General features: G+C 38.0%; 20 protein-coding genes. 7 read left to right on the forward strand and 13 right to left on the reverse strand.

Going from position 1 to position 25,185, the window contains the following annotated elements:
* Positions 1-9 precede the first annotated feature (9 nt).
* From GN217_RS02830 to GN217_RS02840, 3 genes are all read right to left on the reverse strand, one after another.
* Positions 10-639 (reverse strand): 3-oxoacid CoA-transferase subunit B, encoded by a 630-nt coding sequence (locus GN217_RS02830; RefSeq protein ID WP_156855084.1) that lies wholly within the window; start codon positions 637-639, stop codon positions 10-12.
* Positions 617-1,312, reverse strand: coding sequence for a CoA transferase subunit A (locus GN217_RS02835; protein ID WP_156855086.1), 696 nt, complete (start codon positions 1,310-1,312; stop codon positions 617-619). Before GN217_RS02835 ends, GN217_RS02830 begins: the two co-directional genes overlap by 23 nt.
* 304 nt (positions 1,313-1,616) lie before the next feature.
* Positions 1,617-2,567, reverse strand: a complete 951-nt coding sequence (locus tag GN217_RS02840) for a hydroxyacid dehydrogenase (protein WP_156855087.1) — start codon at positions 2,565-2,567, stop codon at positions 1,617-1,619.
* Positions 2,568-2,952: 385 nt separating this feature from the next.
* Between GN217_RS02840 and GN217_RS02845 the strand changes: the two genes are divergently transcribed.
* Both GN217_RS02845 and GN217_RS02850 read left to right on the forward strand, forming a co-directional pair.
* Positions 2,953-4,449: an aldehyde dehydrogenase family protein gene (locus GN217_RS02845; protein ID WP_156855089.1), complete on the forward strand. Its 1,497-nt coding sequence runs from the start codon at positions 2,953-2,955 to the stop codon at positions 4,447-4,449.
* Between the two features lie 228 nt (positions 4,450-4,677).
* Positions 4,678-5,607: a DMT family transporter gene (locus tag GN217_RS02850; RefSeq protein WP_229782565.1), complete on the forward strand. Its 930-nt coding sequence runs from the start codon at positions 4,678-4,680 to the stop codon at positions 5,605-5,607.
* Positions 5,608-5,983: 376 nt separating this feature from the next.
* Here GN217_RS02850 and GN217_RS02855 read toward each other — a convergent pair whose 3' ends face one another.
* The 5 genes from GN217_RS02855 to GN217_RS02875 form a co-directional block, all read right to left on the reverse strand.
* Positions 5,984-7,909 carry a BglG family transcription antiterminator gene (locus GN217_RS02855; protein ID WP_156855090.1) on the reverse strand — a complete coding sequence of 642 codons (1,926 nt, stop codon included), beginning with the start codon at positions 7,907-7,909 and terminating at the stop codon, positions 5,984-5,986.
* Between the two features lie 243 nt (positions 7,910-8,152).
* A complete protein-coding gene (locus tag GN217_RS02860; RefSeq protein ID WP_156855092.1) occupies positions 8,153-9,541 on the reverse strand; it encodes a glycoside hydrolase family 1 protein in 1,389 nt (462 codons plus the stop codon).
* Between the two features lie 16 nt (positions 9,542-9,557).
* Positions 9,558-9,863: a PTS sugar transporter subunit IIA gene (locus tag GN217_RS02865; protein WP_156855094.1), complete on the reverse strand. Its 306-nt coding sequence runs from the start codon at positions 9,861-9,863 to the stop codon at positions 9,558-9,560.
* A gap of 83 nt (positions 9,864-9,946) precedes the next feature.
* Positions 9,947-11,230 carry a PTS cellobiose transporter subunit IIC gene (celB, locus tag GN217_RS02870; RefSeq protein WP_156855096.1) on the reverse strand — a complete coding sequence of 428 codons (1,284 nt, stop codon included), beginning with the start codon at positions 11,228-11,230 and terminating at the stop codon, positions 9,947-9,949.
* A 22-nt stretch (positions 11,231-11,252) separates the two neighbouring features.
* A complete protein-coding gene (locus tag GN217_RS02875; protein ID WP_156855098.1) occupies positions 11,253-11,561 on the reverse strand; it encodes a PTS sugar transporter subunit IIB in 309 nt (102 codons plus the stop codon).
* A gap of 336 nt (positions 11,562-11,897) precedes the next feature.
* On the opposite strand from GN217_RS02875, the gene GN217_RS02880 reads away from it, so the two are divergent.
* On the forward strand, positions 11,898-12,752 hold the full coding sequence (locus GN217_RS02880) for an ROK family protein (protein ID WP_198042570.1): 855 nt from the start codon (positions 11,898-11,900) through the stop codon (positions 12,750-12,752).
* Positions 12,753-12,914: 162 nt separating this feature from the next.
* On the opposite strand, the gene manA is transcribed toward GN217_RS02880, so the two are convergent.
* From manA to GN217_RS02895, 3 genes are all read right to left on the reverse strand, one after another.
* Positions 12,915-13,871, reverse strand: a complete 957-nt coding sequence (manA, locus tag GN217_RS02885; protein ID WP_156855102.1) for a mannose-6-phosphate isomerase, class I — start codon at positions 13,869-13,871, stop codon at positions 12,915-12,917.
* Positions 13,872-13,983: 112 nt separating this feature from the next.
* The gene (locus GN217_RS02890; protein WP_156855248.1) at positions 13,984-15,933 is read right to left on the reverse strand and encodes a PTS fructose transporter subunit IIABC; all 1,950 of its coding nucleotides are present in this window, start codon (positions 15,931-15,933) and stop codon (positions 13,984-13,986) included.
* Positions 15,934-16,073: 140 nt separating this feature from the next.
* On the reverse strand, positions 16,074-18,002 hold the full coding sequence (locus GN217_RS02895; RefSeq protein ID WP_156855104.1) for a BglG family transcription antiterminator: 1,929 nt from the start codon (positions 18,000-18,002) through the stop codon (positions 16,074-16,076).
* 138 nt (positions 18,003-18,140) lie between these two features.
* On the opposite strand from GN217_RS02895, the gene GN217_RS02900 reads away from it, so the two are divergent.
* The 3 genes from GN217_RS02900 (at position 18,141) to GN217_RS02910 (ending at position 21,764) form a co-directional block, all read left to right on the forward strand.
* A complete protein-coding gene (locus GN217_RS02900) occupies positions 18,141-18,719 on the forward strand; it encodes a uracil-DNA glycosylase (RefSeq protein WP_156855249.1) in 579 nt (192 codons plus the stop codon).
* Between the two features lie 275 nt (positions 18,720-18,994).
* Entirely contained in the window at positions 18,995-20,275 is a 1,281-nt protein-coding gene (locus tag GN217_RS02905) for an L-lactate MFS transporter (RefSeq protein WP_156855106.1), read from the forward strand.
* Positions 20,276-20,618: 343 nt separating this feature from the next.
* Positions 20,619-21,764, forward strand: coding sequence for an acyl-CoA dehydrogenase family protein (locus tag GN217_RS02910; RefSeq protein ID WP_156855108.1), 1,146 nt, complete (start codon positions 20,619-20,621; stop codon positions 21,762-21,764).
* A gap of 258 nt (positions 21,765-22,022) precedes the next feature.
* Here the strand turns inward: GN217_RS02910 and rbsK are convergent, their stop codons facing one another.
* Positions 22,023-22,934, reverse strand: a complete 912-nt coding sequence (gene rbsK, locus GN217_RS02915) for a ribokinase (protein ID WP_156855110.1) — start codon at positions 22,932-22,934, stop codon at positions 22,023-22,025.
* Positions 22,935-22,950: 16 nt separating this feature from the next.
* Entirely contained in the window at positions 22,951-23,922 is a 972-nt protein-coding gene (locus tag GN217_RS02920) for a LacI family DNA-binding transcriptional regulator (RefSeq protein WP_156855112.1), read from the reverse strand.
* A gap of 335 nt (positions 23,923-24,257) precedes the next feature.
* On the opposite strand from GN217_RS02920, the gene GN217_RS02925 reads away from it, so the two are divergent.
* Entirely contained in the window at positions 24,258-24,947 is a 690-nt protein-coding gene (locus GN217_RS02925) for an SDR family oxidoreductase (RefSeq protein ID WP_156855114.1), read from the forward strand.
* Positions 24,948-25,185: the final 238 nt, after the last annotated feature.

Raw genomic sequence — 25,185 nt, forward strand, 5'->3', positions numbered from 1 at the left:
CTAATTTTTTTAATAGGTGAACTTTGCACCAGTTATGTCCTTTAACTCTTCTAAACTCAAATCTGACAACTGTTCTACTAGTTCTGCGCCATTTTCAGTAAACTTAAATACCGCGTGTTCCGTAACAAGTAAATCTGCTCTTCCGTTACCACTAGTTGGGAAAGTAAGTTTTTCTACAAACTTTGGTGAACCGTCTTTCGCCTGGTGCATGGAAGCAATAATAATTCTCTTCGCACCAGCAACTAAATCCATCGCACCACCGACACCCAAAATATCCTTTCCAGGAATCGCCCAATTTGCAATTTCTCCATATTGATCAATTTGCAGCGCTCCCATAACAGCTACATCTATATGACCGCCACGAATCATAACAAACGAATCTGCGCTGTCAAATAAGCAAGCGCCTTTATCCATGGTAATCGGTTTCTTGCTTGCACTGATCAAATCCATATTTATATTTTCCTCATCCGGTGTCGGCCCCATTCCAAGAAGTCCATTTTCTGAATGTAAATCTACTTTTTTATCGCCAAGGTAATCAGGAATAAGTGTAGGAATCCCAACACCTAGATTAATGGAAGCGCCATCCGGTAATTCCTTTGAAATTCGTTTAGCTATTTTAATTCGATCTTGTTGGGACAACGTATTTACCCCCTATCTTTTCATATTCATTCATCACGAGATAATCAACATATACATGTGGAGTCGTTATTTCATCAGGTTTCAATTCACCGACTTCGACAATTTCATCAACTTCAGCAATCACGATTTTTCCTGCAGTTGCCATTACCGGGTTAAAGTTTCTTCCGGTATGGTCATAAATTAAGTTTCCGAGTGTATCCGCTTTCAAAGCTTTAACTAAGGAAACGTCCCCTTTAATTGCTCTTTCTAATATATAAGTTTCCCCATCAAAAACCTTTTCCTCTTTTCCTTCAGCAAGCTTCGTTCCGGCAGCTGTCTTCGTATAGAACCCTGCAATCCCAGCTCCACCGCAACGGATTCGCTCCGCCAATGTTCCTTGTGGAATTAATTCTATTTCCAAATTGCCTTTTGACCACTCACTCACTGCATCACGATTGGATGTAAAGTAGGAGCCCATCGCTTTTTTCAAACTCCCCGTGTGCAAAAGTATTCCAAGTCCTTTATCCTTTTCACCGAGATTATTACTGACAACTGTTAATTCTTTTTTCCCTAATATCGCTAACTCATCAATTAGTGTGAATGGTGTTCCTGATAGTCCGAAACCACCGACAAGTAAAGTATCACCGTCCTTTATGTATTTGTTTATTTCCGACTTATCAATTAATTTATTCACTAAGTTTCCTCCTTCATTACTAAAATCTCATATCCTATGAATCATTGAAACACTTCATCGTCACTTGATCTTTAATAGAAAATAGCATTAGATTTTATTCCACTTTACGGAATGATTATTCTACATTATGTTAAATTTTATTATAGTCATCGATTTGTAAAATGTCAATGACTCGTCAAAATTTTTTAACAAATCTTTATAAAGGGATTATTTAAAGATTAAATCATTTTATGAAGTTAATCAGTGCGAAAGTTTGGTAATAAAAAAGCAGCCTTTCATCGGCTGCTTTTTCATATTACTTTAATTAATTTACTCGACAAAGTGACTGTCCGCCATTCATTACCCGATCTACTTCTTCAGCAATTAGCATCGCTGTCCGAGATTGGGCTTCAATCGTTAACCCTGCGATATGTGGCGAAAGCTTAATAGAGTCAACCCTTGCTAACGGAGAATCTTTTTGCACTGGTTCTTTTTCCAGCACATCAAGGTAAGCACCAGCAATTTGTTTTGCCTCCACTGCTTCGACCAGATCTTCTTCATGAATAATTCCGCCTCTTGCTGAATTAATTACATATGCATGTGGCTTCATTAGCGGGAACTTTTTACGATTAATCAGGTGTTTTGTTGCTTTGTTCAACGGTACATGAATGGAAACAAAGTCGGACTCCTTTAGTAACTCATCCATTTCCACTTGTTTGATTCCGGTTTCCTGAATGACATGATCAAAAGGAGCAATAAACGGGTCATAACCAATCACGTTCATTCCAAACGCTTTTGCCCGCTTCGCTACACGATGAGCGATTTCCCCCATACCGACAAGTCCAAGTGTCCGTTTACTCAGTTCATACCCTGTGAAGAATTTACGATTCCAGTTTCCCTCACGTACATCTGCATCCGCAGCTGCAAGTGGTCGAGAAGCATCAAGCATCGCCGCCATTACGTATTCTGCAACAGAAGTAGCATTTGCATTCCGAGCAGAGATTACAGGGATACCCCTTTCCCTCGCACCTTGCAAATCGATATTATCAAGCCCGACACCCAGACGGCCAATTACCTGCGTTTTCTTTGCAGCTTCAAGAAACTCTGTATCTACTTTCGTCTCATTACGAACGATTAAGGCATCATATCCCGGAAGTAAACGCAGCAATTCCTCTCTTTTCCGGCTTAATTCCATATCGTAATCCACCGTATATCCCTTTCTTCTCAATTCTTCAATCCCGTCTTCCCACATTAGTTCTGTTACAAGAATTTTCATGTAACTCCCTCTCCCCTCTTATGATAGAATTATCTGTAAATTATGTATCATTTTTTTATTATACTGCCCAACTTTCAATTTGACAACGTATATTATTTATCACGCATTAACGGTCTGTAATACCCCTACCTCTAAACAGGAGGGAAGGAAACCCCAACCGAATGAAGTTTCACTTTATCGCTAGATATTTTGTGTAACTCATACAATTAATTTTAGAACAGAGGAACAGCTCCCTTTTTCCGTTCTTTTGCTAATTCGAAACCAGATTCTGCCCCTTCTCCTAATTATTTGTGCATAATAACCATAGAAATTAAAAGGAATGTGCGCTATGGTGAATTAAAATCTTTAGGTAAAGTAATACAAAGTTGGATAAGGAGAGGTGTAAATGACAGAAAAATTGTTAGATAAAGAAGTGCTGATGAATTATGTTAATGGTGAGTGGATTGAAGCGAATGAAACAACAGATGTAATTAATCCGGCAACTGGAGAAAGTATTATTAAAGTCCCTCTTTCTTCTCAGGAGGATGTGGATCAGGCAGTGAAAGCTGCAAAAGCTGCACAAAAAGAATGGGCACTCGTGCCAGCACCTATGAGAGCAGAAGTTTTATTTGAAGTGGGCAGGATCATGAAAGAAAAGAAAGAACATTTATCTAAGCTGCTCACGATGGAAAATGGAAAAGTACTCGAAGAAGCTCGTGGAGAAGTTCAAGAAGGAATCGATATGGCATATTATATGGCTGGGGAAGGACGTCGTCTTTTTGGCCAGACAACAAATGCCGAATTAAAAGATAAATTCGCAATGAGTGTACGAGCCCCAATTGGTGTTGTTGGTCTGATCACACCTTGGAATTTCCCAATTGCAATTGCTACATGGAAATCCTTTCCGGCAATTGTTGCAGGTAATGCTGTCGTTTGGAAGCCCGCAACAGAAACACCTTTAATGGCGAATGAACTGATGAAGATTTTTATCGAGGCTGGTCTTCCTAAGGGAGTTTTAAACGTTGTATTTGGATCTGGAGGAACAGTTGGAGATGCTCTTGTGAACCATAAAGATATTCGGGTCATTTCATTTACAGGTTCGAATGATACAGGAAGACGCATCGCAGCTAAATGCGGAGAGCAATTGAAAAAAGTTTCCCTTGAAATGGGTGGCAAAAATGCAGTAACTGTGATGGATGATGCAGATTTGGAACTTGCTGCAGAAGGAATCGTATGGAGTGCATTCGGTACGAGCGGACAGAGATGTACAGCATGTAGCCGTGTAATTGTACATGAAGCTGTGAAAGAGGACCTCGAACAACTCATATTAAAGAAAATAAAAGAGTTAAAAATTGGAAATGGCTTGCATGATGACGTTAAGGTCGGACCAATCATCAATAAAGCTGGTTTGGAAAAAATTAAGTCCTATATAAAAATCGGCAAAGATGAAGGCGCAAAACTAATTGCTGGGGGAAATGAACTAACTGGGGATGAGTATGCTGCAGGTTTATACTTTGAACCAACTGTGTTTACGGATGCAACAATTGATATGAGGATTTCTCAAGAAGAAATTTTTGGTCCAGTTGTATCATTAATTCCGGTTAGATCGTTTGAAGAGGCTATAGAAGTCAATAACAGTGTGGAATACGGTTTATCCAGCTCTATTTTCACTCGGGATGTGAATAAAGTATTTAAGGCGCAAAGAGATTTAGATACTGGAATTGTATACGTAAACGCAGGAACAACTGGAGCAGAAATTCATCTGCCGTTCGGTGGAACAAAAGGTACTGGAAATGGTCATCGTGACTCTGGTGTTCAAGCTTTAGATGTTTTCACAGAATGGAAAGCAGTCTATGTAGATTATAGCGGTAAATTACAACGTGCCCAGATTGATGTAGAGTAATTTTTAAAAAGTAATTGCACACGCGGATAAATTCAAACAACCTATGCTTTAACGGTCAACAATCAACACCTGATTTTGGTTATTGAACAGGTATCGGTCGTTGGCCTTTTTTTGTATTTTTTTCTCTAATCCAAATAATATATGATAGACTAACATAAAACATATCCTGCCCATACAGATTGGTAGTTGGTAGTTGATTCTATTAAATCCTCAGGTGGTGCTTCAAGATTGAATAAGAAGACACGCAATACGTATCTTGTCGTTATATTCGTCATGCTTATGTGGGGGATAAATGTATCTGCCCTTAAAGTAATTGTTGAAAACTTTATGCCAATTACAATTACCTCCTTACGAATTTTAACTGCTGGGTTGGTTGTATTTATCATATTAACCTTTACAAAGTTGGTAAGACTTCCCAAGAATAAAGAATGGTTTTATGTAGTCGGCGGATCTATCTTTAGTGTGGTCATGCATCATTATTTCTTAGCAAGCGGCTTAACGATGACAAGTGCGACAAATGCTGGGTTGATTTTAGGTATGGGACCAGTTTTAACCGTTATCTTTGCAACGATCATTTTAAAACGAAAACCAACGATACTTCAATTTATCGGTTTTATCTTAGGTTTTATCGGTGTGAGCTTCACAGTGTTAGCAGGAAATGGAGGACTAAATACAATTAACATCGGCGATTTTTATATTTTATTGGCGATCCTTGCTCAGGCACTTAGTTTTATCGTCATCAAGCAAGCAGCAGAAACAATGGATCCAAGACTGCTGACTGGTTACATGTTAGTGATTGGCTCTATCGTTCTATTTCTGATTAGTCTTGGGACAGAGCCAAAGGGGATCGCTTCTTTAGGCAATGTTGATTACTCCATCTGGCTCGTGTTTCTTTTTTCAGCTATTATTGCAACTGGAGTTGGCCATATGACCTACAATTATGCCATTAGTCAATTGGGACCAGCGGAAACGTCTATATTTTTAAATTTAAATACATTTTTCTCCCTTATTGGGGCAGCAATCTTCCTAAATGAAGCCATACTATTTTCGCATTTTATCGGACTCATTTTTATTGTTTCAGGTGTAATCTTTGGTTCCGGAGGTTTGGAAGCATGGATGATTCAGCGAAGAAGAAAGCATATATTCAAGAAACGATGATGATAACTAGAACTGGGAAGGATAAGGAGGGATTTAAAGTAATATACCCCCTCTACCTCAAGAATATATTTCCTACAAATTTATCAACTTGAATTTCGATTGTTTACCCGAAAAATTGATGAAATGAATATCATTCTTAACTTCGCGAGTTGTACGATGAGGAGCGCTGGACTATAAAACTACCTAATTATCGTGCTATCTTCTAATTAGGTAGTTTTTTATACTGCAGTGTATACCTCTCTCTATGGTATTTCTATTATTTTTTTTACGGGATTATGTGGGGAATGCAGTTGATTTGGATGGGTGAGAACGAAATGAAAATGAGAAAACTTGTTGCAGAGTGATATTTCGCTCGGGCACATTATAACACCATCCCTTAGCTTAAAAAACTCCCAACAAACTCCTTATAATTTCTAGCTTTAATCAGCCTTTCAACCATTGTGCTACTGTCAATTATCTCACCAAGCATTTCATACATTGCCTGTAGGTCTTCTTGGGAATTTTTCTTAACACATAGAAGGCAAATAAATTGAACCGGTTTGTCTTCCCATCTTATTGGCTTTTCTAAAGTACATATAGTTAGAAAGGTTTTTTTAGTCTTTGGTGTTATCGGATGTGGTATTGCTACTAAATTGCCATATGAAGTCGGAGCCACTTTTTCTCTTTCGTAAACCGCTTCTAGAAACGTCTCGTCTACTATACCTCTCTTAAGCAATTCATCATTTAGAAAACTCAAAACCTCATCCATGGTTTGGTGTTTTTTCCGAAGAAACGTTAACTCCTCACTAAAATAACGATTCATCGATTGGCCTTGCTCTCCCACAAATCGTCCAATCTTCGTTAAATCGCGATCTCCTAAAATGGCATTAACTTGAATAACTGGTACTGGAATATTATCTTGAATTGGAATCGAACTGACAATAAAATCTATATCATACAAATTATAATCACGTAATTTATAATATTCCGTTGTCCCAACAACATCTAAATCCTCACCGAATTGATTTTTCAATTTATAATAGATTAATTGTGCTGTTCCAAAGCCAGACGCACATACGATTAAACAGCGCTTTGGTCCACTTTTCAACTTCCTTCTTTCAATCGCTGCTCCTATATGAAGGGCAATATAGCCAACCTCAGGTTCATCTATTTCAGTTCCTGTTTCTTCTCCGATTATTATTCCGGCATAGACAGCCGCTTCAAATGCCAATGGATAATTCTTTTTAATATCTTCCAGCATTGGATTCCGTATATTCATGCCATACTTATACCGATTAACAGCCGGCTTTAAATGAAGACATAACCCAAATATTAACTCCTTATCCTCATCAATTCCAAGGTTCAATTCTTGCTCGACTTTATTCAACGCCGATTTAACAAGATGAAAGATATCCTTATCAATTACCTCTTCAACAGCATGATTCGCCTGAGAAAGCATTTTTGTCCCAAGTAAATGTATGGCAATATAGGCTACCTCTAATTGCGGAAATTCAACTTGGAACTTTTCTTCTATCTCTTCTACGATCTCCTGCGCAACTTTATATTCTTTTTGGTTCAAAATATCCTGTAAGTCCATATTATATAATTTCACATGATTACCACTTTTTATCCGCTTATAAGCAATGGCAATATGAACGAGTAAATTATTTAACGCTATGTCTGAAAGAGTGATAGAATGGGAATTAATTTGCTCTATGATAATCTTCAAAAAAACATCAAGTACTTTCTGATCAAAGGAAGCGAGATATGGGTCCATCAGTTGCTCCCCAATATCTTCATTCCAGTCAAAAATATATTCAGCCATACAAAAGCGAAGTTTCATTTCATTTCCATTCACTTTCAAACCATAATTCGGACGTACTTCTAAGCTAAGTTCGTATTTAAGCAATATTTTTCTTACTTGCTTTAAATCATTTTGAATAGTAGACCTACTGATATACATCTCATCCGCTAAATCATCTAATTTAATATAATTCTTATTAAGTAGAAGTCGTATAATGATATATTTCGTTCTTTCCTCAGGTGTATCTGGAACAAACTCGTTCATTGATTGGCTATTACTTGATATTTCTGTTAAAAAGTCTCGGAAAAGTTGTTCATCTATAATTTTCAGCTGATACCCCTTCCCTTTTAATGACTCAATAATAGCCCCATTTCCCTTTAATAGCATCGAAAGATTTTTAATATCTTCCCTCGTGGTTCGAACTGTTACTTGAGTTAAAGAAGCTAAGTAACTACCGGTAACGGGAGCTTCAACTGCGATTAATTCTCGTAATATCGTTTTTGTTCTATATTCTAGCATCTTATTCCACCTTCTTCCGGTGTACCAGTTCCTATTAACATGATTCCTTTATCATTATTTTAACCGTAAAGTGAAATTCATTCAGTGGGGATTACAGACCGTTAATACGTGATAAAAGGCTCTGATACACATCTCGAGCCAGAACCTTTTAGAAAAAATACTAATATAATAGAGTCATCAATACCTTCTTCTTATTTTACTAATATTGACTTTACTAACAAAAGAAATACTACTTGATTCTTATTAAAACCCGTTTTGCTCGGACACCTCTTTAATCCAGTATGCACTTTTCTTCGGTGTGCGTTCCTTTGTCTTTACATCGACTGAAAAGAATCCATATCGATTTTTATAAGCGTTCATCCAAGACCAGTTGTCCATAAATGTCCAGAGGTGGTAGCCTTTTGCGTTACACCCTTCCTGGATTGCTTTATGCAACCACTTTAGATGCTCACGGATAAAGTCAATTCGGTAGTCGTCTTGAATTTCTCCTTCTTCTAAGAAGCGTTCTTCATCCTGAACTCCCATACCATTTTCCGAGATGAAGGATTCAATGTTGCCATAGTTTTCTTTTAAATTAATCATAATATCATAGATACCTTTTTCGTAAATTTCCCAGCCGCGATAAGGATTCATTTTACGCCCCGGCATTTCATAGTTATCGAAGAACCAATCAGGCATGAAAGGTCCATGTGGGTTTGGCAAATGCTCTTTTGCTTTTACACGACGTGGTTGATAATAATTGACACCCAGAATATCAGTAGTATTTGCTTTAATTAGCTCACTATCTCCATTTTCTGTAATAGGTAATTGACCGTGTTCCCGTAAAATTTCGATTAATTCTTCAGGATACTCCCCTAAGACTGCTGGATCCAAGAAGCTACGGTTGAAAAATAAATCTGCAATATGAGATGCTTTTAAGTCAGCAGGGTTTTGACTACGCGGATAAGATGGCGTTAGATTTAAAATTATACCTACCTTTCCATCTTTAATCGCAAATGTACGGAAAACTTCCACTGCTTTTGCATGAGCAATCATTGTGTTGTAAGCAACTTGTACCGCTCGTCTTCCATCCACTACATTAGGATAATGAAAGTCATATAGATAACCGCCTTCAACTGGCACAATTGGCTCGTTGAAAGTAAACCATTTCGAAACACGATCACCAAATAGATGGAAAGCCTCTTTAGCATATGCTGCATATGCATCAACAACAGATCTGCTTTCCCAGCCACCTTCTTCTTGTAACTCAAATGGCATATCAAAATGGTATAGGTTTACAAAAGGCTCAATCCCATTAGCAAGTAGTTCATCAATAACATTATTGTAAAAATTCACAGCCTCTTGATTGACTTCACCTCGTCCACCAGGGATTAGCCGAGACCAAGAGATTGATAGCCGGAATGTGTTGTGACCAATTTTCTTCATTAATTGGATATCCTCTTTATAACGGTAATAAAAGTCAGAAGTAGATTCTGGTCCTACGCCTTCAAAAAAGCGATTTGGTTCAATTTCGTACCAATGATCCCAGATATTTTTTCCCTTTCCTTCCTCATTGGCAGCCCCCTCCATTTGCGTTGCCGAGGTTGCACTTCCCCACCAAAATCCTTCTGGGAACTTATATTGAATTGACATTTTATGTGCCTCCTTATTATTTTCTGCGATAGATTTCAATGAATTCTACTGCTAGATCCCGTATAGTCATAGCGTTCATTAAATGATCCTGTGAATGAATTAAAATAACATTCACATTCGCCCCTCCTCCATTAGCTTCCTCTTGTAATAGCTTTGTCTGAAAATCATGTGCCTTCGTTAGTTCTTCACCCGCTTCTACAATTTTTCGATCAGCCTCTTCAAAAATCCCCTCTTTGGCATCTTGAATAGCCTCCATCGCACTAGAACGACCATTTCCTGCATATAAAATGATTTGAAATGCAATTTCTGTTATGTTGTCCATACTCCTTCACCTCTCATAAGTTGCTAGCATCATACATCCCAAATAAGATGAAACCCATTTTAAAAATCGGGCCATTTTTTTATTTACTTATTCCCGCTTTTCTCTTTCTCATAATAGTTTTTATCTAGAATTTTCAAAAACGGCCACCAGATTACCATTACGACCATTATATTAAATGCCTGCAGTACCGCACCTTGCCATGCATTACCTGTTGCTAAAAATCCGCTTATAAGCGGTGGTGTAGTCCAGGGGACAATAATTCCAGCTGGCTTCGGTACGATTCCAGTTGACATCGCAATATACGTAATAATTGTTATAACAACCGGAGAGATAATCCAAGGAATCAGAACTAATGGATTCATAACAATCGGTAATCCAAAGATAATTGGCTCGTTTACGTTGAATATACCCGCTGGCGCACCAAGCTTTCCTAACTCTTTTAACTGCCTGCTTCGCCCAATCATAAAGATAAGGATGATGACCGCTAACGTCATACCAGTCCCACCCATACCAACCAAGAAAGTATCAATAAACTGTTTTGTTACAACGTTTGGCAACTCAAGACCAGCTTGGAACGCTTGTAGGTTTTCATCGTTTAATGCGTACCAAATTGGATCAAATACAGAGTTTACGATAATTTGACCATGTAAACCAAAGAACCAGAAAACTTGAATTAAAAGTACTGCAACAATAGTTGCTGGCAAGCCACTACCTAGAGCAGTCAATGGCTGTTGAATGATGGTATAGATAAAGTTCTGTATGGTTTCAAATGGTGTATAGCTAAAAATAATACGAATGATTAAAAAGAATGATAATGTTAATGTGATTGGAATTAACGCACTAAATGATTTAGAAACTGCATCTGGAACGCCTGGTGGCATTTTGATTGTCCAATCTTTCTGTGTAAAAAACCGGTATAGTTCAGCCGAAACGAATGCTGTAATGATTCCTAAGAACATCCCTTGTGCACCTAAGCTTACTGTTGGAATAACACCTGACACTCCCTCAACCACTTGCGGTGTTAAGATTAAGAATGAAGCTAAAGCAACCGCCCCACCATAAATAGCCTCCAAACCATATTGCTCGGTTAGCTTATATCCAATACCAATAATGACAAACAAACCCATAATACTTAAGGTTGCGGCTGAAGCAGGCCCTAATGCATCTTGATAGGTTACAAATGCTTTTTCCCCAATCAATTTATCTAAAAATGGCAGATTTGCGAGCACAACGAATATTGAACCAAAAATAATTAATGGTAATGAAACCATGAAGCCGTCACGTAATGCCGTCAAATATTTATTATTGTTAAGTTTGTCTGCAATTGGTAACAGTATATTTTCCAAGACTTCCATAAACCTGTTCATTTTTTGCTCCCCCTCTTAATAATTATTCACCAATTAGCTCCAATGCTTTATTTAAAACCGCTTCTCCATCTACACGACCATAAGCCATGGGATCAATAATATCTAATGGAACTCCAGCCTTCTCTGCCACTACTGAGAATTTCTTCTTCATAAATCTCATTTGCGGGCCGATTAAAAGAACATCAGCCTTTTCGATTTCAGTTGGTGCTTTATCTTGTGCAACAGCCCAAATATTGACTTCTACTCCTCTAGAAGCAGCTGCTTCTTTCATCTTGTTAACTAAAAGACTTGTTGACATTCCTGACGAGCATGCTAATAATATATTTTTCATTTGATAATTCCTCCTAGTTTCTAATGTAATTTATTTCCTATCTATTATTTATAGTAACGCTAAAGCGATTTCATTAACACGCATTGTTTTTCCTCTAGGAAGGGGAAGTTATTAAACGCTCTCACTACTTTTTCACTTCTCGTAAATTTATAACAGACTCCGCATAATAACAATCTGTTTTAGTTTTTTGCTTGTGCAATGCCTCCAAGTCAAATCATAAAGATTCTTCTTGGTAGTTTCTTTAAAACACTTCTCACCTAAGTTATTCTTTTTCTTTATGCGCTTTCATGTTATTTTATATTGAGTAAGAAAACTAGTACTTAGGAGATGAGAAACATGCTTATAGGTGGGATTGAAGCAGGTGGTACCAAATTTGTATGTGCTGTTGGAGATGAATCAGGAAATATTTTAGACAAGGTAACATTCCCTACAGAAGACCCTGTAAATACACTGGGTGAAGCAAAGCAATTCTTCAACAATTATAATATCCAAGCACTAGGCGTAGGAAGTTTTGGCCCTGTTGACTTGAATAAAAAAAGTAAAACATTTGGCAGGATTTTAAACACACCGAAGCTAGAATGGAAGCAGTACCGTCTATTAGATCAGCTAAAACTAGATTATAATATACCAATAACGTTAGATACGGATGTCAATGCTGCAGCATTAGGAGAATTCAAATATGGTGCTGCAAAAAATGCTGCTAGTGTCCTTTATATCACTGTAGGCACAGGTATTGGAGCCGGATTTGTGAAAGACGGCCAAACTTATATTGGCAAAAATCATCCCGAGATGGGACACATCTTTATTCAGCAAAGAAAAGATGATAATTTTGAAGGAAACTGTCCTTACCATGGTACCTGTTTAGAAGGTTTAGCTTCAGGCCCAGCGATTGAAAAGCGCTTTGGTAAAAAAGGAGATTTATTAGGAACAGATCATGTTGCATGGGAAATGACAGCAGACTATTTAGCACAAGCTATCATTAATTATCTTCTTATTCTTTCTCCTGAAAAAGTAATCATTGGTGGTGGCGTAATGAAACAGGAGCAGCTATATCCACTTATTCGTAAAAAAGTAATGGCATTGTCGAATACATACATGCAGCTTGAAAATTTGGATGAAATGATTGTAGCACCTACATTAAATGATGAACAGGGGATTAAAGGTGCTATTGCACTGGCTTTGTTGGAGTGAATGGGAAAAACTGAGACATAGCCCATAAACAGTCATGAGTATCGAAAAAAGGCTCCGATCATTTGTGACGGAACCTTTTTTGTAGGGTGATTTTCATGAACTATCAGTTGGTTTCTGTTCATACATCCTTATTACTGTTCTATGTAATAAGGCTTATTCCATTTAAGTATGAGAAACAACCAACTCCGCTTCACCGGAAAGCTCATAAGTTTCAACACTATGCGGGATTACAAAGTGATTCCCCTTCTCTATTTTATAATCTTGACCATTCACTGTTAGCTTTCCTTGACCTGCAATGACACTAACCTGTAAAAAGTCCTTATCCATTGTAAGTGAAGCATTACCGTTTAACTCCCAGTGATACACAGAAAAATACTTCTCTTCCACCAATTTCTTAACTGTTAAATCGCCTACCACATTTTCCGTTTGTTCTACCTCTGCATCTTGATGTGGAACTGTTGTTACTTGTTTTGCACGTTCTAAATGCAGTTCACGCTTATTCCCCGCTACATCTGTTCGGTTATAATCATATACTCGATACGTAATGTCTGAACTTTGTTGTATTTCCAAGATTACAATACCTTTTCCAATTGCATGAATCGTACCACTTGGAACATATACAAAATCTCCGGCCTTTACACTGACACGGCGTAACAATTGATCCCATTCACCACGATTGATCATATCTTCAAGTTCTTCTTGTGTCGTTGCATGATGTCCTAACACAAGCTCCGCACCCTCTTCTGCACTTAAAACATACCAGCACTCTGTCTTTCCATATGGTACGTCTTCTACTTCTTGTGCAAATTGATCATTCGGGTGTACTTGCACGGACAGATTATCAGCTGCATCTAAAATTTTTACTAATAAAGGATAATCACCCTCATAGTCTTTACGCCTATTAAATAATTCACCATGCGACATCCAAGCATCTGCTAAAGTCTTTCCCTTTAATGGACCATTCTCTATAATGCTTGGACCATTAGGATGAGCAGAGACAACCCAAGCCTCACCAGTGTGTTCATAAGGAATGTCATAATTAAATTGTGTATTTAGTTTTTGTCCACCCCAGATTCTTTCTTGAAATACAGGTTGTAGAAAAATAGGTTCGTTATACATAGTGACCTCCATTAATCTAATTTTTCTTTTATGTACAGTGTCATTCTATCATAAGAGGAACAGAAGAAAACACAAGGTTCCCTTCTGTCATTTTAGTAGATAGCCCCTCAAACTAGCTTATCGTATCTAACAGCTCATAAGCTTCTTCTGAACTGCGCACATTCAAAAGCTGCTCTCTAAACTCTTCGTCCATCAATTTACGGGATAACATTTGTAAAATCTTTAAATGAGTGTCTCCAGCACTTTCCTCTGGTACTGCAATCATAAAGATGAGCTTCGCCTTCGTTCCGTCTAAACTTTGCCAGTCAACACCGTCTCGCTTAATACCAAATGCAACCGCAGGGCGTTTCACTGTGTTTGACTTGCCGTGCGGAATTGCGATATTCATACCGAGTCCTGTTGTGCTTTGACTTTCACGATTTAAAATTGCTTGTCTAAAAACCTCTTTCGAATTTAAAATTCCGGATGCATCAAACTTTCCAATAAGCTCATCGATAACATCATCACGAGTTTCACCAGCTAAATCCGTTTCAATTAAATCAACATTCGTAATAGAGGTTAGTTTATTGATTTCTTCTATTTCAACTTCCTCGGATTCAGCATCTTCTTGAACTTCCTCATTTAAATCACCGATCGTACCTCCACCTGCCACTGCAAGAGTTGACTCGTCAACCACGTCTTTCTTCAAGAAGTTAACCATAAATGCCGTTACAATAACTCCAATAATGGATGCAATAAAGAACATCGCTACATTATCTACCGCACCTAACACAGCTACGATTGGTCCACCATGGGCAACCCGATCACCTACATTACCAATCATCGCAATAACGGATCCAACCATAGAACCAACAACAATACTTGGTATTACACGAAGTGGATCTTGTGCTGCGAATGGTATCGCACCTTCTGTAATGCCAAAAAGGCCCATCGTAAAAGAGGCTTTTCCAGCTTCTTTTTCATTATCTAGATATTTTTTCTTATTCATCATCGTTGCTAGTCCCATTCCAATTGGTGGGATACAAATAGCAACAGCAATTGGTCCCATAATTTCATAGTTACCTTCTGCTATCATGGCAGATCCAAATAAGAAAGCAACTTTATTGAATGGTCCACCCATATCTATCGCAATCATCGCACCAAGAATAAGTGCCAATAAAATCGAGCTTGATCCTTCCATACCTGCAAGCCATACCGTTAACGCCTCAAAGATTTGTGCAACTGGTGCACCGATAACAAAGATAAATAATAATCCAACAATAAAGGATGCAATAATTGGAATAAATATGATCGGCATAACAGGTTGAACAGCTTTTGGTACTTTAATTTTCTTAATAGCTAATGCAACATAACCAGCTAGAAAACCAGCAATAATCCCACCGATAAAACCTGCGCCAGCTTCACTACCGTAAAAACTTCCGTTAGCAGCAATATAACCACCAATCATACCTGGTACAAGGCCCGGTCTATCAGCAATACTTACAGCAATGAATCCAGCTAATATCGGAACCATAAACATAAATGCTGTACTGCCAAGAGATTCAATTTGTTTCCAGATCGAATCTTCCGGTATCACGATTCCACCTGGAGTTTGCTCTCCACCAAGTGTCAATGCAATCGCAATCAATAAACCACCGACAACAATAAATGGCACCATATAGGAAACACCATTCATTAGATGTTTATAAATAGGATTTTCCTTTTTCTTACGTTCGTTCTTAATATTTTCTGCATCTCTTAATGCAGGACGATAAATAGCTACATCACCACTTTGGATTTGTTCAATCAATTCCTTTGGTTTACGAATTCCATCCTGTACACCTGTCACAATCAGTTTCTTCCCTACAAAACGTTCCTTTGATACCTCTTTATCAGCAGCAATAATAATTGCATCTGCTTCTTCGATATCTTGTTCCGTTAATGGATTCTCTACACCAATTGATCCTTGCGTCTCCACTTTTATGTCAATACCCATTTCTTCGCCTGCTTTTTGTAAATTTTCTGCAGCCATGTACGTATGAGCAATTCCAACTGGACAAGCTGTCACAGCTAATACTTTCATCATGTATCCTCCTTGAAAAGTAATTGCGTTCTAAACTTATTATAACTCTAGCTTGTCCATGAATAAGTTTTTATTTTTACCGGAACTAGTGGTAATAAATGATCAATTAGACCTTACCATACATAAAAAAGAAAGCAGGCTTAATAACCTACTCTCTTCTCTAAAACGTCTATAAATGTTTGCATGTTTTGCACATTTGCTAGTTCCTTCCCTATTAACGGTTCCTCGCTGATTGCTGCAATTTGTCCGATAACTTCCCTAGTTATTTTTTGATCGGCATTTGCTATTGCAAGCATGAAGACAACAGAGACAAATTCATTTCCCCATTCAATCGGATCCTTCAAAACAGCTACTGCGATCGCCGATTTTTTTATAAGAACAGGATCAGCGTGTGGTATAGCAATACCTCCGCCAATTGAGGTTGCAGATTTTCTTTCTCTAAGTAGTGCGCTATGAGTAAAGTTTTCCTTTACATATCCTTTTTGAATCAGTGCATTTCCGAGTAACTCAACTACTTCATAACGATGTTCCCTGTCCACTTCGAGGAAGAACAAATCTTTAGAGATGAAGCTTTGAATTAAAGAACCGCTACTTTTTTCAACCTTATGATCTAGCTCATCCAAAAACTGACTAAGCTTTTCCTTATCTTTTGTCTCCAGCAAAGGAGAAATAACAATAAAGGGTACCTCCACTTTTTCTAGTGGAACGGTAGAAATAATAAAATCTACTTCTTTTGTCTTTAAAACTTGATCTATCTCTGCTCTACTTATACAAGCGACAATTTCAATTCCCTTATAATTTTGAGCAATTTTAGCCTCAAGTAAATGGGACATCCCTACACCCATATGACAAACAATTAAAGTTTTCCTACGTTCATTTTCGAATCCTTCCATTCTTTCTATAGAGGCTTGGAAATGTAAAACGAGATATGCAGCCTCATCCTCTTTAATATCAAGATTATATGTTTGCCTTATCTCTCCCAATGCCAAAATAATCATGCTAAACATGTACGGGTACATCTTTTTAATTTCAAGTAACATTGGGTTCGTAATGGGAAAACCATATCGGATGCGATTAATCACAGAATGCATATGCACAACTAATCCTTTTTCTAGTACCGCATCTTTTTTAAATGGAAACAATGTTAGTTTGCTTAGCTTCCTAATTAGATTAGATACTACTTCCAGTAAAAAGGAATCGGAACTTAATTTATCATTTAGACCGTCTTCAGTCACCTTACTGCTTATAAGATGCCAAGTAAAATAAACACGTTCATCTTCAGGAAAAGAAATTCGAAATACGGCTTCCAGTTGTTCAAAAAAAGAGACAGCATAGCGATACTCTTCCTGACCAAAAACGTGTACTTTTTCTTTTTCATTAACAAGCACAGGCGATTTTTGTCTCGTACGCTTTAGCATAATGAGAGCATGTACAAGGAGACTCTCCATTGCTTCATCTGTAAAAGATAAACGATAGTTCAGCCGCAGATCACGCAACGCTTTCTTAATTGTCGTAATCTCATGGGGCAAAAATAAATCAAGGACGTATTTTCGATCGGCCGTTGAAACTAGTAGCGGCAGCCGTGATAATGCTTGGCGTTTCTGCAATTCTGTCCCCTTAATCATGTGCCCAAGCCCTGGTTTAGAAATCAATTCCAGGTCAAAAGACGCTAACCAATGCTGTATGTTGTCCAATTCTTTCTTAATCACAGTCTTTGCCACATAATATTTATTTACAAAGGCTTGGATTGTAACCGGATTATTACTTGTAAGTAATTGAAAAGCAATTTCTATAATTCGCTCTCCCTTACCTTGAAAAGGAGACGTTGATAAAAGCAAGTGCAATACTTCTATACGTTCCGTTTCATCCATTTCAAGCGTAACACCAACACCTGGCTTTCGCTCGATACTGCCATTTGACACCTCGACTAAATATAAATCAATTTGTTTTAAATCATTTCGCACTGTCTTCTCTGAACAATCTAGTCGCGAGGCAAGTTCTTGGATAAGGAGCGGGACTTGATATTCAGTTAAAAGTATTTTTAGAAGTTCTTTTTGTCTTTCATTCATAGTTTATCTACTCCTATGTAAGAGTTTAGACTAATAGGTGATGAAGAAGCAATGAATATCTACAGGGGAAGTTATGAACTGAGGATATTTGGGCAGATTAAGATGTATACATTTTGCAAGCAAAAGGAGGCGAATTCTTTGTCTGATTTTTGTCCGATGCCGTGGCCTGAGGAACCGGTCCCAAAAGACGTTAGAGAGTGCAAGGAATGCGGGTTATACCTACAAGGCTCACGTATGGTGTGGGGTGAAGGACATCCAAATGCACCTATTATGGTTATTCTTGATAATCCTGGTGCACGTGAAGATCGTGAAGGTAATGCATTTGTTTGTGGCACAAGGCAGACACTTCAGCAGGGTGCCAAAGAGGTTGGACTAGAAATGGAGGAATTGTATATTACATACATTTTAAAAAGAAGGCCGGTACGTGCTTATGATAAAGAGCTAGTCCGACAAGTCTGCATGATGCACTTGACTCAACAGCTTCAACTTAAACAGCCAGATTTTATTCTCTGTTTAGGAAATGTTGCAGTCCAATCTTTTTTCCAAGATCCCGATGTAGATGTAAAATCACTGCGCGGCTTCATGCATGAAATACATGGGTTTAAGACAGCGGTGGCTTATCATCCATTAGCTGTCAGACGCCGCCCGAATTTACGCTCATTATTCATTGAGGATTTAACTTTTATTGCCAATCACTACCGTAAAATGCAGTCTTGAAGACCTAATCCATTTCTTTACTGTAAAACCTTGCTCGGAATAAAACAGGCTTGCCGACCTCCTTTCCAACTAAAAATCCGAGTTTAACTTCTTCATCATAGAATTCACCATTAATTATTACAGAAAGGTCTATCATTATTCAGCTGTGGACAGACAAAAATAAAATAAAATCCGGAATTGAAATCGCTTACAAATTGGTGTATATTTTAGATTAATAGATAGAGAATATTATATCAACCAAGAATTTTCCATATATTAAAAAAGGAGGATGTTAGATGGGAAAAGTTAAAAACAGATGGTTAATTGCTGCTTCAGCCTTAGGTATTCATCTTTCCATTGGTTCTGCTTATGCATGGAGTGTGTTTACAAATCCTATGGTCGAGCAGTACGGATGGGACACGGCGCAGGTATCTACAGCATTCAGTATCGCAATTTTCTTTTTAGGAATGTCCGCCGCTTTTATGGGTAGATTTGTAGAGAAGCATGGTCCTAAAAAATCCGGGATGCTTTCTGCCTTATTTTTCAGCGTTGGAGTCGCTGGTTCGGGACTTGCTACATTAACAGAATCCTTACTATTATTATACTTATTCTATGGTGTTATTGGTGGGATTGGGCTCGGAATTGGTTACATCGCACCGGTTTCTACACTTGTGAAATGGTTCCCGGATCGCAGGGGGCTTGCTACTGGACTGGCTATTATGGGATTTGGATTTGCGGCAATGATTTCCGGTCCTCTTGCTGCAGCGTTAATTGACGCAATCAATATTCCCGCCACCTTCTTTATATTAGGAGTAATATACTTTACTGTCATGAACCTTTCCTCCCTTTATTTAGCGCCGCCACCAAAAGATTGGGTACCAAAAGGATTTGAGGAAAAGAAATCTAGTAACCAAAAGATCAAACCCGATCTATCTCAGTTAACAGCAAATGAAGCAATTAAAACACGACGTTTCTGGTTTCTTTGGTTCATGTTATTTATCAATATTACATGTGGCATTGCGATTCTTGCAGTTGCATCTCCAATGGCACAGGAGATCACAGGGATGACCGCGATTGCTGCAGCTACGATGGTCGGTATCATGGGTGTGTTTAATGGCGCCGGTCGACTGGGCTGGGCCTCGTTAAGTGATTATATTGGACGCCCAAATGTATACACCGTATTTTTTGTTATTCAAGTTGCTGCATTCTTTGTATTACCTTTTGCAAGCAACCCAATCGTTTTCCAAGTTTTATTGTTTGCAATTCTTTCGTGTTATGGTGGAGGATTCGCTTCGATTCCAGCGTATATTGGAGATTTATTCGGTACAAAGCAGCTGGGCGCTATACACGGTTACATCTTGACTGCCTGGGCAATGGCTGGTTTAGCTGGACCGCTTCTCTTGTCCCTGATTTATGATTCCACCAATAGTTACGATCTGACCATGATGATTTTTAGTTTATTATTCGTCATCGCCTTAGCACTCTCCTTATGGATACGACTAGATATAAGAAGAATCCGAAACAAGAAGGAAGTAACACCACTTGCTTATGAAAAGGGAAGTGTGTTGAATAAGTAAACGATTAGGCAAAGGTATCCATGTACCTTCTTATAAACTGAAACTTCATTCAGTCGGAGTTTTTGTTTTTCTTTCACTGAATGAAGTTTCAGTTTATGTATGTGTTGATTTTGTTAGTTAAATATATAGTTAATACACGAATTCACATTCACCACGAATTCGTGTTAGCATCCTAAGTAAATATAACGTGTCAATGGCATACTTTGCTTACCATCACGGGAGACCAATCCACCTATTTATTGAACTTTCTACCTCCTAATGACATAATAAATTGTATAAAACCAAGTAAATTAATAGGATTACAACTTACGGAAGGTTACTCAAACTAACGGAGGGATATGGAATGAAAATCACAGAGCTACAAACGATGGAGGAACGTGCTGATTTACTCAAGAAAACAGTTGCTCCCTTTACAGAACGAGCTGCACAGTATGATAAGAAAGGCACTTTTCCTTATGAAAACTTCAACGCACTAAAAAGTATCGGTTATCCAGCTCTTACATTACCTAAAAAGTATGGTGGTGGCGAGATTTCTCTCAGTGAAATGCTTTACCTGCAAGCGATTATCGGTAAAGCAGACGGGTCAACAGCCCTTTCCATTGGCTGGCATATGGGAATCATGAAACATCTTGGCGAAAATAATATCTGGGATAAGGATAAGTTTGCAAGCGTAGCAAAAGACGTGGTTGCAGCTGGTTCCTTGCTGAATAATGCAGCATCCGAACCGGCCACTGGCAGTCCGACACGTGGAGGAAAGCCGGAAACGTATGCCAAGAAAACCGAACGAGGGTGGGTAATTAATGGCAGAAAAACATTCACGACCCTCGCTCCAATTCTTGATTATTTTGTAGTAAGTGCCTCAATTGATGGGACGGAGAAAATAGGTAACTTTTTAATTAAACATGATATTAAAGGAGTAAGCATTGATGAAACCTGGGATTCCATTGCTATGAGAGGGACAGGCAGTCACGACCTCGTCCTCGAAAATGTGCAGGTAGAAAAGGATGATCTCGTGGAAGAGCTCACAGGTGGAAAGAGAAAGGCAACGGGCTGGCTGCTTCATATTCCAGCCTGTTATCTCGGTATCGCCCGCGCTGCTCAGGATTATGCTAATCAATTTGCAAGAACCTATTCACCTAACAGCATATCTGGAACGATTTCCGACTTGCCAAACGTCAAACAGAAGATGGGAGAAATGGAATTAGCGATATTAGAATCAAAACACTTCCTTTTCTCTGTAGCTAGAAAATGGGACGGAGCAGATGAAAGCATGAGGCAAACAATGGGGCCAGAGCTTGGCGCCGTAAAATTATCCGTTGTCAACAAGGCAATTCATGTAGTGGATCTAGCGATGCGTATTGTCGGTGCCCGAAGTCTGTCAGAGAATAATCCATTACAACGCTATTACCGCGATGTTCGTGCCGGCCTTCATAATCCGCCGATGGATGATATGACGATTATGAATTTAGCTCAAACGAAAACTAATTAAGTTACATGGGGGAATGTCGGGGACTCTCGTTCCCCCCTCCCTTAACATTCCCGCATCGTTGCTTCTAATTGGTATACTTTATGCCTTTATCGTAAACTGGCCCCGAAGAGATAGTAGTTGGTGCTTAAAGGGAAAATAAATTCAAAAGCTAGAGTCAATGAAAAACTTTCATTGACTCTAGCTTTTTTACATACAAAATGCTATGTAAATAGAATAATTTAGATACCACACTTTTAGTACTTCTCTCTTTTAATTATTTCAAGCAATTACAATATCTCCTTTTCCATTTTTATAAAGAAATTCTTTAACCTCATCCATCGTTGGCATTCCACCTTGAGCTCCCAGCTTCGTAACAGATAAAGCTGCTGCTGCATTTGCAAATTCACAAGCAGTTTGTATATCGTATTTTTGACTGATAGCATAACCGAATGCTCCGTTAAACGTATCACCGGCACCCGTAGTATCTACTGCTTTAACAGGGTAACTAGCTATTTTAATAATATCATTTCCATCAAAATACATAACTCCACTTTTCCCCTCTGTAACAATCAGTTTTTGTGGGTATTGTTTTAAACTCATCATTCCTTCTGACGTTAACTGAGAAAGCTCTGATTGATTAGGTGTAATATAATCCGCATATTCTACTAATGAAGAAGGAAGTTCTTGGGCAGGAGCTGGATCTAAGATAAATGTAGTTCCATACTTATGACAAAGCCTTGCAGCCTCGTCTACTGATCCAATAGGAATCTCTAGTTGGGCAAGCACAACGTCACTTTCCGCAATTTGCTTTTCGAACTTTCTTATATAATCAGGTGTTACATATTTATTGGCTCCTTGTACGACAATAATATCATTGTCTTGATCTGCTAAAGTAACAACTGCTACTCCTGAAGATATATCAGGTAATGTTTCTACTCCACCTAAGAATATACTTTCCTTCTCTAGAAATTCTATTAAATTGGCACCAAACGTATCTTCTCCAACTCTTCCAATCATATGAACTTCAGCTCCAAGACGCGAAATGGCAACAGCTTGATTCGCCCCTTTCCCGCCTGGAATAATATGGAAGTCATTCCCTAAGATTGTTTCACCGGCTGTGGGACGCTTGGAGGCACTCACCACTAAGTCCATATTTATACTTCCAACTACTGAAACCACTGGTTTCTTCATACAATCTCCTCCATTACTATCTGGTCGTACCTCTCTCTATAATTGTCGTTGGCATTTCATATAGTAACTTTTCCGGTTGATTGCCCTGAATTATTTTTATTAATAATCGAGTAGCTACTGCTCCCATATCATATATAGGCTGGGATACAGTCGTTAATTCTGGATAAATAAATTCGCCAAAAAACGATCCATCGAATCCAACAATTTGAAGGTCTTCGGGTACTTTAATTCCTTTTTTTAAAGCTACTTTCAAAAACCCAGCTGCAATTGTATCATTACTACAAAAAATTCCATCTATACCTGTGTGAGTTTCAAAGAATTGCTCGGCTTTTCTTTCCGCATCTTTCAGCTGAAATTCAGCTTCACTTATCGTATAATTAACTCCTTTTCCTTCCACGGCATCGATAAAACCGTGATAACGTGCTTCTGAAGGTGCGATATTTTTTGGACCTCTAATATGAGCAATATTTTTTACACCTTTTTGCAACAATAGCTCAGTAGCTTTCTTAGCACCTTTATAGTTATTTGAAACAACGGAAGGGATCGTCGTATCTCCAATACGGTCCAAAGCAACTATAGGGACATTTAAATCTGAATAAACCGTTGATTCTTGTGATTGTGTAGTAAAGATAATGCCATCAACATATTTTTCCTTAAACAAATCGAGATATTTCATTTCTTTTTCTGGGTTTTGATCTGAGTTGCAAAGTACAACTTTAAATCCATACATCATTGCAACATCTTCAACTGCCCTTGCCAATTCTGGAAAAAAAGGGTTAGTTATGTCAGGAATAATGAGACCAATCATATTTGAAGTTTTATGATAAAGTGATCTAGCTATTGAATTCGGCTTATAATTTAATTTGTCAATTACACTTTTTACTTTTTCCAAAGTTTCTTCACTAACATAACCATTTTGATTGATTACCCGGGAAACAGTTGCAACCGAAACCCCTGCTTCTTCTGCCACTTCTTTTATCGTAACCATACAAACCCCCACCTATTTAGATCCTATGTAAAGACTAAGTAAGATAGGATCATAGTTTAATCTCTATTATAAGCTATATATTGTTATAAAACATTATTGCAATACGATATGATGATATTACGAGCAGATACTTATTTTAAATTTGAATCATTCCATGTTCAACTGGAAATAAATAATTATAAACAATTACATTAGAGAGTTGAAATCAAATTAGAAGTATTTTATCATATATGTGTAAAGGGTTACACATTATTCTATTTTGACATAGGCTAGCGATTAAAAACAAACGTATATTACTTAAAATACTTTATTCACAAAGGAGAATGAATGTAAAGATGAGGAAAAAGAATGTGATCATAACAGGTGCAGGAAGCGGACTAGGTGCCTCTTTAGCAATAAAATATTCGAAATTAGGGTTTCATGTTGTTTTATTAGGACGCACGAAACAGAAGCTTCTTAAGGTTTCAGAGTCACTCGTATCAGATTATACAATTTACGAGCTTGACGTTTCCTCTAAAACAGAGGTAGTAAATGTCTTTAATTCCATTAAGCGTGAAGTCGGTACCATAGATCTGTTAATAAATAATGCTGGGCTAGGTGTATTTGATCTCGCTGAAAATATCGAAGAAACCCATATAAACCAAATGATTGATATTAATTTGAAAGGAACCATCTTTTGTACGCAAGAAGCCCTAAAAGAGATGAAAGCAAGGAACCAAGGAAGAATTATTAACGTTGTCTCAACAGCAGGAAAGACTGGTAAAATAAACGAATCGGTATACTGTGCTAGCAAATTTGGAGTACGAGGATTTACAGAGAGCCTAGTAGCCGAATTAAAAAATACGAATATTCATGTTTATGCTGCATACATGGGAGGCATGAAAACTGAATTTTGGGATGGGATTTATACGGAAGAAGAAACAAAACACTTAATGAATCCGGACGACGTAGCAGAAATTATTATGAACAATGTTGAACCGCGTGATAATTTGACTGTAACGGAGATCACAATTACTAACAAATAGTAGTAGTGGACAGTGTTGTATTTATAAGCTTTTAAAGGAATAGGATTTAATGTTTTAGGAAGGGTTTACTGAACAATCCTTAATTATATAACCAGTACGGATAACTGCGAGATGGTTATCCATACTGAAAAAACGAAAAGAGAATGCTAGGGTTCGGGGCAGACGCAGAAGGTTTGAGTTAGAAATTTAACTTACGACAGCGTCCTCGATAATTCAGTACACCCAACGCCAGAATTAA

The sequence above is a fragment of the Oceanobacillus sp. AG genome (assembly GCF_009746545.1).
GTDB classification, from domain to species: domain Bacteria; phylum Bacillota; class Bacilli; order Bacillales; family Amphibacillaceae; genus Oceanobacillus; species Oceanobacillus indicireducens.

Bases quoted from the DNA above. Each gene is read 5' to 3' on its own strand.
- GN217_RS02840 (WP_156855087.1), bottom strand. From the start codon at position 2,567: ATGAAAATTCTTGTAACAGAACTAATGTGGGAAGACGGGATTGAAGAA.
- GN217_RS02845 (WP_156855089.1), top strand. From the start codon at position 2,953: ATGACAGAAAAATTGTTAGATAAAGAAGTGCTGATGAATTATGTTAAT.
- GN217_RS02855 (WP_156855090.1), bottom strand. From the start codon at position 7,909: ATGCTAGAATATAGAACAAAAACGATATTACGAGAATTAATCGCAGTT.
- GN217_RS02860 (WP_156855092.1), bottom strand. From the start codon at position 9,541: ATGTCAATTCAATATAAGTTCCCAGAAGGATTTTGGTGGGGAAGTGCA.
- GN217_RS02865 (WP_156855094.1), bottom strand. From the start codon at position 9,863: ATGGACAACATAACAGAAATTGCATTTCAAATCATTTTATATGCAGGA.
- celB (WP_156855096.1), bottom strand. From the start codon at position 11,230: ATGAACAGGTTTATGGAAGTCTTGGAAAATATACTGTTACCAATTGCA.
- GN217_RS02875 (WP_156855098.1), bottom strand. From the start codon at position 11,561: ATGAAAAATATATTATTAGCATGCTCGTCAGGAATGTCAACAAGTCTT.
- GN217_RS02880 (WP_198042570.1), top strand. From the start codon at position 11,898: ATGCTTATAGGTGGGATTGAAGCAGGTGGTACCAAATTTGTATGTGCT.
- manA (WP_156855102.1), bottom strand. From the start codon at position 13,871: ATGTATAACGAACCTATTTTTCTACAACCTGTATTTCAAGAAAGAATC.
- GN217_RS02890 (WP_156855248.1), bottom strand. From the start codon at position 15,933: ATGAAAGTATTAGCTGTGACAGCTTGTCCAGTTGGAATTGCTCATACG.
- GN217_RS02895 (WP_156855104.1), bottom strand. From the start codon at position 18,002: ATGAATGAAAGACAAAAAGAACTTCTAAAAATACTTTTAACTGAATAT.
- GN217_RS02905 (WP_156855106.1), top strand. From the start codon at position 18,995: ATGGGAAAAGTTAAAAACAGATGGTTAATTGCTGCTTCAGCCTTAGGT.
- GN217_RS02910 (WP_156855108.1), top strand. From the start codon at position 20,619: ATGAAAATCACAGAGCTACAAACGATGGAGGAACGTGCTGATTTACTC.
- rbsK (WP_156855110.1), bottom strand. From the start codon at position 22,934: ATGAAGAAACCAGTGGTTTCAGTAGTTGGAAGTATAAATATGGACTTA.
- GN217_RS02920 (WP_156855112.1), bottom strand. From the start codon at position 23,922: ATGGTTACGATAAAAGAAGTGGCAGAAGAAGCAGGGGTTTCGGTTGCA.
- GN217_RS02925 (WP_156855114.1), top strand. From the start codon at position 24,258: ATGAGGAAAAAGAATGTGATCATAACAGGTGCAGGAAGCGGACTAGGT.